The following is a 12,734-nucleotide window of genomic DNA, read 5'->3' on the forward strand; positions in this document are numbered from 1 at the left end:
CCGGGGCGGGGGGGGTATGCCCCCGCGGCCGCGGCGCTCTCATGCCGGCGGGGGCGGAGTGCTCCCGATCCGGGGGAACGGAGTGGTCGAGAAGATCACCTCGACCGGGACCTCGAAGTACTCCGCGATCCTCAGGGCCAGGTGCAGGCTGGGGCTGTACTCGCCCCGCTCCAGATAGCCCACCGTCTGGTAGTGCACTCCGAGGGCGTCGGCGAGCTGCCTGCGGGTGATGGCGCGCTCGACCCGGAGTACGGCTATCCGGTTGTGGACCGTCTCGGTCCCCGCGCCGCCCCGCGTACGACCTTGCTCGCCGGGCGCCCGCCAGCCCGCCGCGGACGCGTCGGTGGCGGGCCGGGGGTCCTGCGTCCCGGCCTCCGGCTCCGCCGCGCCCCGGCGCGTCACTCCCCGCTTCCTGCCGGATTCCTTGTCACCCAACGCGCTTCAATGCCTCCTGCTGCCGAGCCTCGACCTTCGATCCCGTCTCGCCGCGCACCGTACGGCTCAGGACCTTCGGTGCGATCACCAGCGCGACGACGGCCCAGGCGAGCAGCACGACCGCGGTCATGGGCCTGCGCCAGGAGTCGCCGAGCTCGACCGCGACCGCCGCCTCGGGCAGCAGTGCGGCGCGGGTGCCCAGTCCGACCCAGTACACCGGGAAGACCTGCGCGATGCCCTGGAGCCATCCCGCCAGCGAGGTGATCGGGTAGAAAATACCCGAGATCGCCATCAGGCCCATCGTCGGGAAGATGCCCCACGTGTTCGCGCCGCGCGGGTTCTTCACCATCGCGCCGATGATCAGGCCGATCGGCAGGGTGGCGAGCAGGCCGAGGACCAGGACCCAGAGCAGGTTCAGCCACTTGCCGACCTCCCCCGTCATCAGGTCGTCGAAGAGGAACACGCTGGGCACCAGGATGATGACCAGCGTGAGCAGCGTGCTCAACGCGATGCCGAGCACCCGGCCGGAGATGTACCCGACGAGGCCCTGCGGCACGGTCCTGGCCCGCAGCAGTGTGCCGTCCTCCCGCTCCGCGGCCAGCGCGAAGGCCGCGCCGCCCAGGGCCTGGAAGGCCAGCAGTCCGCCGATCATGCTCGGCATGGACAGCGTCGCCAGCGAGAGGTCGGTGCCCTCCACGGTCGAGTCCCGCATGAAGAACAGCACCCCGAGGAACACGCCCCCGAGGAAGAGGTAGTAGATGATGTCGCCGGGCGAGGTGACGCTCTGCCGGAACTCGGTCCAGCCGCGGCGCAGTCCGAGCCGTACGGCGTACAGGGTGGGATTCACCGGCCTGCCTCCCGGAACGCGGCGATCGCCTCGTCGGACCGGCCTGCCTCGTGCTGCCGGACCATGGTCATGTACGTGTCCTCCAGGCTGGCCCGGCGCACTTCGAGGTCGCGGACCCGGTCCCCGTGCTGCTTGAACAGCTCGTGGACGAATGTGCTGGCGTCGGGGGTGGCGTGGACCAACTGCTCGCCGTTGAGGCTCCAGCGGACCTCCGCCTGGCCCGAGGTCTGACGGGCGAGCTGGTCGGCGCTGCCGTCCGCGACGATCTGGCCCCCGGCCAGGATGAGGATGCGGTCCGAGAGCTTCTCGGCCTCGTCCAGGTCGTGCGTGGTGAGCAGGATCGTGGTGTCCTCCAGATCGGAGAGGCGGTGCACCACGTCGTGGAAGTCCCGGCGCGCCTTCGGGTCGAACCCGACGGTGGGCTCGTCCAGGAAGAGGACCTCCGGACGTCCGACGATGCCGATCGCGACGTCGAGGCGGCGGCGCTGGCCGCCGGACAGGGACCCGATCTTCTGGTTCGCCTGCTCCTCCAGGCTGACCATGGCGATCAGCTCGTCCACGTCGCGCGGACGGGGCCGCTCGGCGGTGGAGTAGGGCCGGTAGAAGTCGCCCAGCTGGGCCAAGAGTTCCCGGACCTTCCATTTCCCGTGGTCACGCCACGACTGGAGCACGATGCCCAGCCTCGCGCGCCACTGCTCGTCGCCCTTGGCCGGATCGACGCCGAGCACACTGACCTCGCCCGCCGAACGCGTCCGGAACCCCTCCATGATCTCGATGGTCGTGGTCTTCCCCGCGCCGTTCGGCCCCAGCAGAGCGAGGACCTCACCCCGGCGGACGCTGAAGTCGACCCCGTTCAGCACGTCCTTGGACCCGTACCGCATGCGCAGTCCACGGATGTCGATCACTCGTTCACCCGCCGAGCCGCCCGACACTCCCTCAGCCTGACGCAGCTCGCGCAGATCGCTTAACTCGGCCATAGGCCCCTACCTTTCGATCAGACCTCTTAGATCAAAGATAGTAGCTCTACTACGACCTGTACAAGTCACATGGCGTTCTGGCTCAGAGGACGAGCGGAGCCTCGATGACGGCTCCGGTGACCCCGGACCGCAGGCGCCGCAGTACGGGCCCGCCGCCCCGGACCTCCGGCGCGTCGGCTGCCAGGACGCGCAGCCCGGTCTCGGCCTGGAAGCGCACCAGCGCGGCGAGCAGCGAGGTGGGCAGGCCCCCGGTGAAGGCCAGCCGCTCCCCGCTCTGCTTCCTGGCCGGGTCGAAAACGGACGGGTCTGCGTGGACCGCGGGGTCCCGCTCGGCCGCCTCGACCGCCACCACGACCTGGCTGCCGGCCGCGACGGCCGTCCCGGCCAGTTCGAGGTCCTCCCGCGCGTACAGGGGCACGAGCCGCAGGGGCGGGGCGTAGCGCAGCGTCTCCTCGACGACGGCGTGTGCGAGGGCCGGGTCCTCGCACAGCGCCCGCCACAGGGCGGGGCGGTCGAGCAGGGCCGCCACCGCGTCGCACAACAGGGTCGCGGACAGTTCGGACCCGACGAGGGCGAGCAGCATGCACACCGACCGCGCCTCGTCCTCGTGCGTCCCCGCCAGCAGGGCGCTGACGAGGTCGTCGCCCGGCTGCTCGCGCCGACGCGCGAGCAGTTCCGTGAACAGGGACCGCATGCCCTCGACGGCAGTGGTCAGGTCGTGCGCCGTACGCAGGTGCGGGGAGCACACGGTGGCGTCCAGGATGCCCGCCGCACCCCGGCAGAGCGCGGCGAAACGGTCGCGGTCCTCCTCCGGTACGCCGAGGAGCTCCCGTACGGCGTCGGCGGCGAACGGCTCCGCGATGTCCGCCCGCAGGTCGGGGCCGGTCCCCGCGGCGGCGAGGGCGCGGCGCAGCGCCCGCTCGAACGCGGGGGCCCACCGCTCCAGGGCCTTCGCGCCGATCAGCGGGTCGAGGAGCTCCCGCACGCGCTCGCAGTCGGCGCGGCCGGCCGTCAGGAAGACCTCGTCGAAGGGGAGGATCTCGCGCAGCGCCGGCACCTCCCACGGCATGGGCTCCCGCCCCCCGCCCCCGTCCTCGGCGGCGGGGGCGTCGGCGTCGGGGTGCCGGACGCTCAGCCGCGGGTCGCCGAGCGCGGCGGTGGCGGTCCCGTGGTGGGCCGTCACCCATGCCTCGGCGCTGCTCCAGTACAGGGGGCCCCGTTCCCGGATCAGTTCGCCGAGGCGGTGCGGGTCGTCGTCGGCCGCCCGCACCAGCAGGGCGTACGGGTCGTCCTTCGTGCCGATGATCCACTGGACGCCGCGGTGCGTGAGCAGCACACGGCCCAGTTCGCTCTCGGTCATGGTCACCATGTGCGCAACTCCGCTTCTTTCGGGGCCCGTGGCGGGGCGGTCCCGGTGTCGGTCAGGTCGGGTCAGGTCAGGTCAGGTCAGGGAGAGCCCGCCGTCGACGGGCAGTACGGCGCCGGTCAGGTAGTGCGCGCGGGGACGGGTGAGGTGCGTGACCCACCAGGCGACCTCCTCCGGGGTGCCGACGCGGCCCTGGGGGGTCAGGGCGCCGACGTGGTGGAGCATGCCGTCGTACTGCTCGGGCGACATGCCCGCCCGGCGCGCGAACCCGGAGTCGACCAGCCCGGGGGCGACGCCGACGACCCGGATGCCGCGCGGCGCGAGCTCGACGGCCCAGCTGCGGGTGAGGAAGTCGAGCGCGGCCTTGGCGGCGCCGTACACGCTGTTGCCCGGCCAGGCCCGGGAGCCGCGCGCACCGGAGGAGCTGATGTTCACCACGGTGCCGCCGCCGTCGGCGGCGAGGGCGTCGAGCGCGTAGCGGGTCAGGAGTACGGGGGCCGCGAGGTTCGTGGCGAGCTGGGTGGCCACCTGCCGCGGGTCGACGTCGGCGAGGGCGCGGTGGCCCAGGGCCGCCGCGTTGTTCACGAGGACGTCGATCCCGCCCAGTTCGCGCACCGCGGTCTCCACGACCTCCCGGGGCGCGTCATCCCCGGTGAGGTCGAGGGCGAGGGCCTTGATCGTGTCGTACCCCTTGGCCGTGTCGGCGAGGTCGGCGGCCGTGCGGCCGACGACGAGGACGGCCGCGCCCTCGTCGGCGTAGGCGCGCGCGGTGGCCCGGCCGATGCCGGAGCCGCCTCCGGTCACCACGACCGTCCGCGGGGCGGGGGGCAGGGGGGCTGTGTCAGACATCGTTCCTCGCAGGTGCGTCGTGTCCGGTGGCTCCGGGGCGCCGGTGTTCGGCGGTGAGCGACTCCAGTACCGGGACGATGTCCCGGGGGGACGGAGTCGCCAGCGCCTCCCGGCGCAGCCGGCCGGCCGCGGCCGCGAAGGACGGCTCCGTCAGTACCCGCGTGAGCGCGTCGCGCAGGGCGTCGGCCGTCAGGGTCTCCGCGTCCAGGCGCAGTCCGGCGCCGGACCGCTCCACGAGGTCCGCGCGGATCCCGTTGTCCCACATCGTGCCGGGCACCAGGATCTGCGGGACGCCGTACAGCAGCGCCGTGTGCACGGTGCCGGAACCGCTGTGGCTGATGACGGCCGAGCAGCTCGGCAGCAGCGCGTCCATCGGGACGAAGTCGACGGTGCGGACATTGGGGGGAAGGCTTGTGGCCCCGCGCAGCTGGCGGGCGTTCAGGGTGGCGACCACCTCGACGTCCAGTCCGGCGACCGCCTCGATCAGCTCGCCGATGGAGGCCTGGTCGCCGCCCATCACCTCCCGGTGCGACACGCCGAGTGTCAGGCACACCCGGGGGCGTTCGGGCGCCCGGTGCAGCCAGGGCGGGATGCCGCCCCGGCCGTTGTACGCGACGCAGCGGACGGGCACGTACGGCAGGTCCACCGGGAGCCGCAGGGAGGTCGGCACCGGGTCGATGGTCCACTGGCCGGTCACCAGGTCCTCGGTGAACGTGCCGCCGTAGCGCTCCATCACCCAGCCCAGCCATTCCCGCATGGGGTCCTCGCGCAGCGCGGCGGGCCTGCGGCGCTCCTCGGCCAGGTAGCTCTCGCGCATCCGGCCGACCAGGTCCAGGCCGAACATCAGCCGGGCGTGCGCCGCGCCGGTGACGCGGGCGGCGACGGCTCCGGCGAAGGTCAGCGGGTCCCAGATCACCAGGTCGGGCCGCCAGCCGCGGGCGAAGTCCACCAGGTCGTCGATCATCTCGTTCGAGGAGTAGTTCTGGAAGACCGCCGAGGTCATCGCGGTGAACACGCCGTGCATGTGGTCGTGGCTCAACTTCTCCGGGCGCAGTTCGTCCATCGCCAGGAGCAGCTGGGCGTCCGGTGCGTCGTCGTCGTACGTGTCGCGGGAGGCGTCCTCGCGTTCCCGCAGCTCCTCCATCACCCGGTCCTCGTTGAGCTCCCGGCCCACCGGGACGGCGGTCAGACCCGTGCGGGAGATCACGTCCGCGAGATCGGGGTGGCTGGCCACGCGGACCTCGTGCCCGGCGGCGCGCAGCGCCCAGGCCTGCGCCACCTGGGCGTGGACGTGGTTGCGGGCGCCGAAGGTGGTGAACAGGACGCGCATCAGCGCTCCCGTGCCGCGCGCTCGGCGTGCTCCTTGGCGAGCAGCATCGTCGCCGTGCTGTTGCGTCCGAGCGCGTCCCGGACGAAGGTGCGGGCATCCTCCACGGTGGCTCCCGCGCCGAGGACCGGGGCGACGGCGTCGCGGTTGAGTACGACGGTGTGCGTCGAGGTGACGGTGCAGCCGGACCCGCTCCCCCCGATCCGCCAGGCGCCGTTGTGGACGGTCATCAGCGCGGGTGTGCGCAGCTGCTTGTAGACGATGGCGGTGGCGGGGAAGCAGACCCGTACCGACTTCGTCGTGTGGACGTCGCCGTTCGGGGTGAGCGTGTCCATCTCCAGCAGCTGCAGGTCGGCGGTGCCCTCCTCCAGCCGGACGCGTTTCACGTGCGGCAGGCGCTCCTCCCACCGCTGGGCGTCGTAGAGGAAGTCGTAGACGTCGGCGGGGTCGCCGGCCACCTCGACCACGTCGTCGAAGCGCAGGTACAGGTCGTCGGCGCCGGACCCGGGTGCCTGCGCGGCCCGGCGCAGGGCGTCCAGTTCGGCGTCGCTGTTGCGGTCGATGGCGCGGGTGATCCACTCCACGCCCTGCGGGTCGTCGTCGACAGCCCGGAAGTCGTGGGTGAGGCGGACCAGGGTCCGGGAGTCCGACAGCGGTTCGATGATCCACTCGCCGCCCATCGCGGCGACCGGCGGCTGGGAGACCTCCTGGCGGAAGCTCACCCGCAGCCCCTCGGGGTCGAGGACCCGGCGCGAGGTCCATGTCTTGACGGCGTCGTTGGCGGTCGCCCAGATCCGGATGCGCTCCTCGCCCGCGGACCGCTCCAGGACGTCCACGTGCACGGTCGGGGGGAAGACCCGCGGCCACGCTTCGACGTCCGCGATCAGACCGAATACGGTGCGCGGGGATGCCTCCACGACGATGCGGTGCTCGGCTCGGTGGTTGTTCGTCATTGCGGGTCTCCTGGTCCTCGGACGGGCCGTCAGTAGTTGCCCAGTCCGCCGCAGACGTTGATCGCCTGCGCCGTGACCGGGGCGGCCTGGTCGGTGATGAGGTAGCCGACCAGCCCGGAGACCTCCTCCGGGGTGGTGTACCGGCCGAGCGGGATCTTCGCCTCGAACCGCTCCAGCACGGCCTCCTCCGTGATGTCCCAGGCCGCGGCGTACCCCTGCCGCACCCGCTGGGCCATCGGCGTCTCCACGTACCCCGGGCAGACCGCGTTCACCGTGATGCCGGACTTGGCCAGCTCCAGGCCGAGCGCCTTGGTGAATCCGACGACGCCGTGCTTCGACGCCGAGTACGGCGCGCCCAGCACCACGCCCTGCTTGCCGCCGGTCGACGCGATGCTGATGATCCGGCCGGTTCCCCGGTCGAGCATGCCGCCCTCGGTGAGGACCGCGCGGGTCACCCTGAGGACGCTGTTGAGGTTGGTGTCGATGACGTCGAGCCACAGCTCGTCGGCGATCTGCGCGGTGGGGCCTCCCCCGCTGCGGCCGGCGTTGTTCACCAGCACGTCCACCGGGCCGTACCGCTCGACGGCGGCCCGGACGAAGGCGTCGACCTGCTCGGTGGAGCGTACGTCGCACGCCTGCCCGGCGACGTCGTACCCCTTGTCGCGGAGTTGCTCGACGGTGGTTTTCACGTTCTCGGCGTCACGGGCGCAGATGAAGACGCGCTGGCCGAGCCCGCACAGCATCGTCGTGACGGCGAGCCCGATGCCGCTGGTGGCACCGGTGACCACGGCGTGGCGGTTGTCTGGGGTGGACATGTCTCTCCTCATCGTTGTCGGGTCACGACCGCGGCCGCGTTGAAGCCGCCGTGCCCCCTGGCCAGCACGAGTGCGGCCGACACGGGTACGTCGCGGGGCGTGCGGACCAGGTCGATCCCGTACTCGGCCACAGGCCGCCGTACGTTCGCCGTCGGCGGGATGACCCCGTCGCGGATGGACAGCACGGCCGTCGCCAGGTCCAGGGCCGCCCCGCCGGCGCCGAGCCGTCCGGTCATCGTCTTGGGGGCGGTCACCGGTACGCCGTGCGGGCCGAAGACCACGCGGACGGCCTCGGCTTCGGCACGGTCGAGTTCGGGGGTGCCCGCGGCGTCGGCGAACACCACGTCGATGTCACCGGGTCCGAGCCCCGCCTCGTCGAGGGCGAGTTCGGCGGCGCGCGCCAGGTTGGAGGGCCGGCCCGTCCCGGGGGCTGGGTCGAAGGTGGACGCCTGGCCGGCGATCTCGGCGTACCAGGACCGGACGCCCCGGGCGCGCGCCGACTCCGGGGACTCCAGGACGAACAGCGCGCCGCCCTCGCCCGGTACGTGGCCGGAGGCGTCCTCGTCGAAGGGCAGGTACGCCCGTTCGGGGTCGTCCACGGTGCTGATCCGGCCGCCCGACAGCTGGGCGACCCAGCCCCACGGCGAGGGTGAGCCGTCGACGCCGCCCGCGACCACCATCGGCACGCCGTCGCGCAGCTGCCGCCGGGCCTTGGCCAGGGCGTCCAGCCCGCCGGCCTCGTCGGTGACGACCACGCCGCCCGGTCCGCGCAACCCGTGCCGGATGGAGATCTGGCCGGTGTTGACCGCGTAGAACCAGGCGAAGGACTGGTAGGCACTGACGTGCTCGGGGCCCTTGCTCCAGAGGTTGTGCAGTTCCCTGTGGCCGAAGGCGAATCCGCCGGCCGTGCTGGCGGTGACGACTCCGATGCCGTACTCGGGCAGGGCCTCGGGCTCCACCCCGGCGTCCTGGAGCGCCCATGCCGCGGCCACGAGCGCCAGCCGTGTCATGTGGTCGGTCTGCGGGAGCAGCCGGTTCGCTATGCCCTGCTCCTGCGGGTCGAAGTCCGCGATCTCGCCCGCCAGGCGGCTGCGGTAGCGCTCCGCTTCGAAGCGCGTGACCGGGCCGATCGCGGTCCGCCCCGCCAGGGTGCTGCTCCAGTGGGAGGACGCGCCCATGCCGGTCGGCGCGATCACGCCCATTCCCGTGATCACAGCGGTGGATGTCATGCCGTCGCCCTCTCCGCGTTCCGCAGCACCATCGCGCTCTGGAAGCCCCCGAAGCCACTGCCCACGGTGAGTACGGTGTCGACGCGCTGCTCGCGTGCCGTCAACGGCACGTAGTCCAGATCGCATTCGGGATCGGGCTCGTGCAGGTTCGCGGTGGGCGCGATGGTGTCGTGCGCGATGGTCAGCGCGCACGCCGCGATCTCCAGCGAGCCGATGGCGCCCAGCGAGTGCCCGATCATCGACTTGAGGCCGCTGACGGGCACCCGGTAGGCGTCCTCGCCGAGGATCCTCTTGAAGGCGGCCGTCTCGTGCCGGTCGTTCTGGAGGGTGCCCGAGCCGTGTGCGTTGACGTAGTCGATGTCGTGGGGGGAGACCTCGGCCCGCTCCATGGCCACGCGGATGGCCTCGGCCATCTCCCGCCCGTCCGGACGCAGTCCGGTCATGTGGAAGGCGTTGGAGCGGGAGGCGAAGCCGCTGATCTCCGCGTACACGTGCGCGCCGCGCCGGCGGGCGTGTTCGAGCTCCTCCAGGACGAGCACCGCCGCACCCTCCCCGAGGACGAACCCGTTCCGGGTGCGGTCGAAGGGGCGCGAGGCGCTCCCGGGGTCGTCGTTGCGCGGTGACGTCGCCTTGATCGCGTCGAAGCAGGCCACGGTGATCGGCGAGATCGGGGCGTCGGTGGCTCCGGCCACCATCACGTCCACGGTGCCGTCCCGTACCAGCTCCACCGCGTGTCCGACGGAGTCCAGGCCGGAGGTGCAGCCGGTCGAGATCAGGGAGACGGGGCCCTCGGCGCCGACATCTCGGGCCACCTCGGCGGCGATCGAGCTCGGAACGAAGTAGTCGAAGAGGTGCCGCCCGGCGTAGGAGTCGTCCACGTGCCAGTGCCGGCCCCCGTCGCTGACGACGGAGTACTCCTCCTCCAGGCTCATGGTGCAGCCCACGGCGCTGCCGATGGCGACACCGGTCCGAGCCGGGTCCAGCTCCGCGGGGTCCAGGCCGCTGTCGGCGACGCCCTCCCGGGCACTCACGACGGCGAACTGCGCGGCCCGGTCCATCCGCCGGACCTGCTGCGGGGTCAGGCCCTCGGCCAGCGGGTCGAAGTCGACCTCGGCCGCGATCTGCGAGCGGTAGGGGCCGGGGTCGAAGAAGCTGATCCTCCGCGTGGCGGTGCGCCCGGCGGTCAGGGCCTCCCAGAAGGGCTTGCGGCCCACGCCGTTGGGAGCGACGACACCGATGCCGGTGATGACGACCCGGCGGCCCGCGGGCGCGGCCATCAGCGGGTCTCCCTCGCTGCCCGCTCCGCCGACACGTACTGCCGGGGGACGTACAGGCCGGGCTCGCTGCTGCTCAGTTCCCTCAGCCGGGCGACGTGCTGCGGGAAGGACGCGGTGCCCACCGCCGCGCGGAAGGCGTCGGCGTCGCGCCAGTGCGCGACGTTGACCCAGCGGGTCGGGTCCTCGGCGTGCTGGTGCAGGGTGTACCGCAGGAAGCCGTCCCGGTCCGCCAGATGCCGTCCGGCCTCGGCGAAGGCCTTCTCGAACTCCTGCGGCGAGGACCGCACGGTGAATCTGTTGATGAAGGCGACCACCCCGCTTCCGGGGGGACCAAGGTCGTTGGGCTGCATGTCACGCCTCTTTTCAGCTCCGCCGTCGGGCTCTGACGATGTGGCGTCGTCCAACGTGGGCGCCGGCTCTCGCAGCCCGCTCAACGGCCCCTGGAACCGGCCGCGCCCGCACCGGCGGGGGATGTCGAGCGGCCGTGGAGCAGCGGGTCGAGCGATCGTCGATCCGCTGACGATCGCGGTGTTGGGATGCTCGTCGGCACGGACACACCGACAGGCGGAGGCCCACTGTGAGTCAGAACCTGGACGCGGTACGGCGGATGATCAAGGCGTACAACACGGGTGAGACCGACGACGTCCACGAGTTCATCCACCCCGAGTACCTGAATCCGGCCACGATCGAGCACGGGATCGGAGAGGGCCCCCAGGCGTTCGCGATGGCGGTAGCCTGGGTGCGGATGACCTTCTCCGAGGACGCGCACCTGGAGGAGGTCAGGATCGAGGAGCGGGGCGACTGGGTGCGCGCGTACCTGGTCCTCTACGGCCGGCAGGTCGGCCCGATGGTGGGCTTCGCACCGACCGGCCGCCGCTTCGCCGGGGAGCAGATCCATTTGCTGCGCGTCGTCGACGGCAAGATCAGGGACCACCGGGACTGGCCGGAGTACCAGAGCACGTACCGCCAGCTCGGCGAGCCGTGGCCCGAGCCGGACGGCTGGCGCCCGTAGAACGAGACCGTGCGAGGAGCCGATCAGATGACCGATCAGATGACCGAACGGCGGACCGTCGATTTCTGGTTCGACCCCGTCTGCCCGTACACGTGGATCACCTCGCGCTGGATGGTGGAGGTCACCAAGGTACGGCCGGTGACCGTCCACTGGCGGGTGATGAGTCTGTCGGTGCTGAACGAGCACCGCGACGACAACCCCGAGGGCGAGTGGGAGGACTACATGTGGGCGCCGGTGCGGGTGTGCGCCGCGGTCGAGCAGCGGTTCGGCCAGCAGGCGCTCGGCGACCTCTTCACGGCGATGGGCAACCGCTTCCACCTCCAGAACGACTGGGGGAACCTGACAGCGGCCCTGGAGGACGCCGGTCTGCCGCCGGAGATCGCGGAGGTCGCCGAGTCCACGGCCTACGACGAGGCCATCCGGACCTCGCACGCGCAGGCCGTCGCCCTGGCCGGCGGCGACATCGGCACCCCGGTGGTGTCGGTCGCCCGGTCCGGCGGCGAGCGGGTCGGCTTCTTCGGGCCGGTCGTCTCCCCCGCGCCCACCGGCGAGACGGCCGGGCGGTTGTGGGACGGCCTCCTGCTGATGGCCGGCGTCCCCGGCTTCTACGAGGTCAAGCGCACCCGGACCGGGGAGCCCCGGTTCGAGCTGGCCGACTGACGCGGCGCGCCGGGCCGGGGCTCGGGGCCGGGGCTCCGGGCCGGGGTTCCGGGCCGGGGCCCCGGCCGTTCAGCGCCGCCGGTGGACGTGCTGGAGCACGGCCTCGGCGAGCGGGCCGTGCACCGACCCGGGCAGCGCGTGTCCCATGCCCTCGATCTCCACCAGGTCCGCCCCCGGGATCAGATCGGCGAGGTGGCGTCCGTGCGGGGGCGGCGCGATCGGATCCTCGGTCGCCTGGATCACCTGGGTGGGGACGCGGACGCCGCCGAGCTCGGCGGCGCGCTCGCGCGGCGGCGGCTGCACCGCGTAGTGCACCTGCGGCTCGGTCAGCGAGCCCGAGTGGTCGATCGCCTCCTGCTCCCAGCGCCGGAACTCCGCCTCGTCGAAGGCGACCTGGTCCCCGGAGAACAGCTTCCACCGGCGCACCCTGCGCCCCAGTTCCTCCTCCGGGCCGTCCACCTCCTCGTTCATGACGGCGAGCGCCCGGAGGAACCGCTCCTGCGGCAGCGGTAGGCCGTCGACGGAGGGCTCTTCGGCGAAGGCGCGTCGGATGTTGCCGGGGAAGTCCACGTCGAGCGCGCCGCCGAGCATCATCGACATGCTCAGCATCCGCCGCGGGTGGTCGAGCGCGACCAGCTGGCACAGGACCGTGCCCATCGACATGCCGACGAAGTGGGCCCGTTCGACGTCCCAGCCGTCGAGCACCGCGACGGCGTCGGCGGCCAGCTGGAGGTAGCCGTAGGGTCGCTCGGCCGGGTCCCAGACCGTGGAGCGTCCCACCCCCCAGTGGTCGTAGCGGATCACGTGCAGCCCGCCGGCGACGAGCCGTTCGACGAACTCGACGGGCCAGCTCATCGCGGTCAGGTTCCCGCCGGCCACCAGCAGCAGGGCGGGGTCGGCGGGATCGCCGAAGTCCTCGCTCCACAGCCGGGCCTCTCTCGACGTGACGACGCGTACGGCCACTTCGGCCTTCCTCTCTCGGCGGGG

14 protein-coding genes are annotated in these 12,734 nt (G+C 72.4%); 2 read left to right on the forward strand and 12 right to left on the reverse strand.

All coding sequences use genetic code 11. The features are described from left to right. Nucleotides 1-39: 39 nt before the first annotated feature. From ACFWUQ_RS14920 to ACFWUQ_RS14970, 11 genes are all read right to left on the reverse strand, one after another. Nucleotides 40-258, reverse strand: coding sequence for a helix-turn-helix transcriptional regulator (locus ACFWUQ_RS14920; RefSeq protein ID WP_384537886.1), 219 nt, complete (start codon nt 256-258; stop codon nt 40-42). Between the two features lie 169 nt (nt 259-427). Further along, nucleotides 428-1,282, reverse strand: coding sequence for an ABC transporter permease (locus ACFWUQ_RS14925; RefSeq protein ID WP_384537770.1), 855 nt, complete (start codon nt 1,280-1,282; stop codon nt 428-430). Beyond that, the gene (locus ACFWUQ_RS14930; protein ID WP_384537889.1) at nt 1,279-2,163 is read right to left on the reverse strand and encodes an ABC transporter ATP-binding protein; all 885 of its coding nucleotides are present in this window, start codon (nt 2,161-2,163) and stop codon (nt 1,279-1,281) included. Before ACFWUQ_RS14930 ends, ACFWUQ_RS14925 begins: the two co-directional genes overlap by 4 nt. Nucleotides 2,164-2,341: 178 nt before the next feature. Beyond that, nucleotides 2,342-3,628 (reverse strand): P450-derived glycosyltransferase activator, encoded by a 1,287-nt coding sequence (locus tag ACFWUQ_RS14935; protein WP_384537772.1) that lies wholly within the window; start codon nt 3,626-3,628, stop codon nt 2,342-2,344. Between the two features lie 72 nt (nt 3,629-3,700). Continuing rightward, nucleotides 3,701-4,474: an SDR family NAD(P)-dependent oxidoreductase gene (locus tag ACFWUQ_RS14940; RefSeq protein WP_384537775.1), complete on the reverse strand. Its 774-nt coding sequence runs from the start codon at nt 4,472-4,474 to the stop codon at nt 3,701-3,703. Next, entirely contained in the window at nt 4,467-5,804 is a 1,338-nt protein-coding gene (locus tag ACFWUQ_RS14945) for an activator-dependent family glycosyltransferase (RefSeq protein ID WP_384537778.1), read from the reverse strand. Before ACFWUQ_RS14945 ends, ACFWUQ_RS14940 begins: the two co-directional genes overlap by 8 nt. Then, a complete protein-coding gene (locus ACFWUQ_RS14950) occupies nt 5,804-6,754 on the reverse strand; it encodes an aromatase/cyclase (RefSeq protein ID WP_384537781.1) in 951 nt (316 codons plus the stop codon). Before ACFWUQ_RS14950 ends, ACFWUQ_RS14945 begins: the two co-directional genes overlap by 1 nt. Nucleotides 6,755-6,783: 29 nt before the next feature. Continuing rightward, on the reverse strand, nt 6,784-7,569 hold the full coding sequence (locus ACFWUQ_RS14955) for an SDR family NAD(P)-dependent oxidoreductase (RefSeq protein WP_384537784.1): 786 nt from the start codon (nt 7,567-7,569) through the stop codon (nt 6,784-6,786). Nucleotides 7,570-7,577: 8 nt separating this feature from the next. Next, nucleotides 7,578-8,798, reverse strand: coding sequence for a ketosynthase chain-length factor (locus tag ACFWUQ_RS14960; RefSeq protein WP_384537786.1), 1,221 nt, complete (start codon nt 8,796-8,798; stop codon nt 7,578-7,580). Continuing rightward, entirely contained in the window at nt 8,795-10,075 is a 1,281-nt protein-coding gene (locus ACFWUQ_RS14965; protein WP_384537789.1) for a beta-ketoacyl-[acyl-carrier-protein] synthase family protein, read from the reverse strand. Before ACFWUQ_RS14965 ends, ACFWUQ_RS14960 begins: the two co-directional genes overlap by 4 nt. Further along, the gene (locus tag ACFWUQ_RS14970) at nt 10,075-10,425 is read right to left on the reverse strand and encodes an antibiotic biosynthesis monooxygenase family protein (RefSeq protein WP_384537791.1); all 351 of its coding nucleotides are present in this window, start codon (nt 10,423-10,425) and stop codon (nt 10,075-10,077) included. The genes ACFWUQ_RS14965 and ACFWUQ_RS14970 overlap by 1 nt, the downstream gene beginning before the upstream one ends. A gap of 227 nt (nt 10,426-10,652) precedes the next feature. On the opposite strand from ACFWUQ_RS14970, the gene ACFWUQ_RS14975 reads away from it, so the two are divergent. Both ACFWUQ_RS14975 and ACFWUQ_RS14980 read left to right on the forward strand, forming a co-directional pair. After that, nucleotides 10,653-11,087, forward strand: coding sequence for a SnoaL/DnrD family polyketide biosynthesis methyl ester cyclase (locus ACFWUQ_RS14975; protein ID WP_384537793.1), 435 nt, complete (start codon nt 10,653-10,655; stop codon nt 11,085-11,087). Nucleotides 11,088-11,114: 27 nt separating this feature from the next. Further along, nucleotides 11,115-11,747, forward strand: coding sequence for a disulfide bond formation protein DsbA (locus ACFWUQ_RS14980; protein WP_384537796.1), 633 nt, complete (start codon nt 11,115-11,117; stop codon nt 11,745-11,747). Nucleotides 11,748-11,816: 69 nt separating this feature from the next. Here the strand turns inward: ACFWUQ_RS14980 and ACFWUQ_RS14985 are convergent, their stop codons facing one another. After that, on the reverse strand, nt 11,817-12,710 hold the full coding sequence (locus tag ACFWUQ_RS14985) for an alpha/beta fold hydrolase (RefSeq protein WP_384537798.1): 894 nt from the start codon (nt 12,708-12,710) through the stop codon (nt 11,817-11,819). Between the last annotated feature and the right edge of the window lie 24 nt (nt 12,711-12,734).

Source organism: Streptomyces sp. NPDC058662 (assembly GCF_042716255.1).
In the GTDB taxonomy this organism is placed as follows: Bacteria; Actinomycetota; Actinomycetes; order Streptomycetales; family Streptomycetaceae; genus Streptomyces.

Coding starts and splice junctions, on each gene's coding strand:
- ACFWUQ_RS14980 (WP_384537796.1), top strand. CDS start 11,115: ATGACCGATCAGATGACCGAACGGCGGACCGTCGATTTCTGGTTCGAC.
- ACFWUQ_RS14970 (WP_384537791.1), bottom strand. CDS start 10,425: ATGCAGCCCAACGACCTTGGTCCCCCCGGAAGCGGGGTGGTCGCCTTC.
- ACFWUQ_RS14930 (WP_384537889.1), bottom strand. CDS start 2,163: ATGCGGTACGGGTCCAAGGACGTGCTGAACGGGGTCGACTTCAGCGTC.
- ACFWUQ_RS14955 (WP_384537784.1), bottom strand. CDS start 7,569: ATGTCCACCCCAGACAACCGCCACGCCGTGGTCACCGGTGCCACCAGC.
- ACFWUQ_RS14960 (WP_384537786.1), bottom strand. CDS start 8,798: ATGACATCCACCGCTGTGATCACGGGAATGGGCGTGATCGCGCCGACC.
- ACFWUQ_RS14940 (WP_384537775.1), bottom strand. CDS start 4,474: ATGTCTGACACAGCCCCCCTGCCCCCCGCCCCGCGGACGGTCGTGGTG.
- ACFWUQ_RS14965 (WP_384537789.1), bottom strand. CDS start 10,075: ATGGCCGCGCCCGCGGGCCGCCGGGTCGTCATCACCGGCATCGGTGTC.
- ACFWUQ_RS14950 (WP_384537781.1), bottom strand. CDS start 6,754: ATGACGAACAACCACCGAGCCGAGCACCGCATCGTCGTGGAGGCATCC.
- ACFWUQ_RS14945 (WP_384537778.1), bottom strand. CDS start 5,804: ATGCGCGTCCTGTTCACCACCTTCGGCGCCCGCAACCACGTCCACGCC.
- ACFWUQ_RS14935 (WP_384537772.1), bottom strand. CDS start 3,628: ATGGTGACCATGACCGAGAGCGAACTGGGCCGTGTGCTGCTCACGCAC.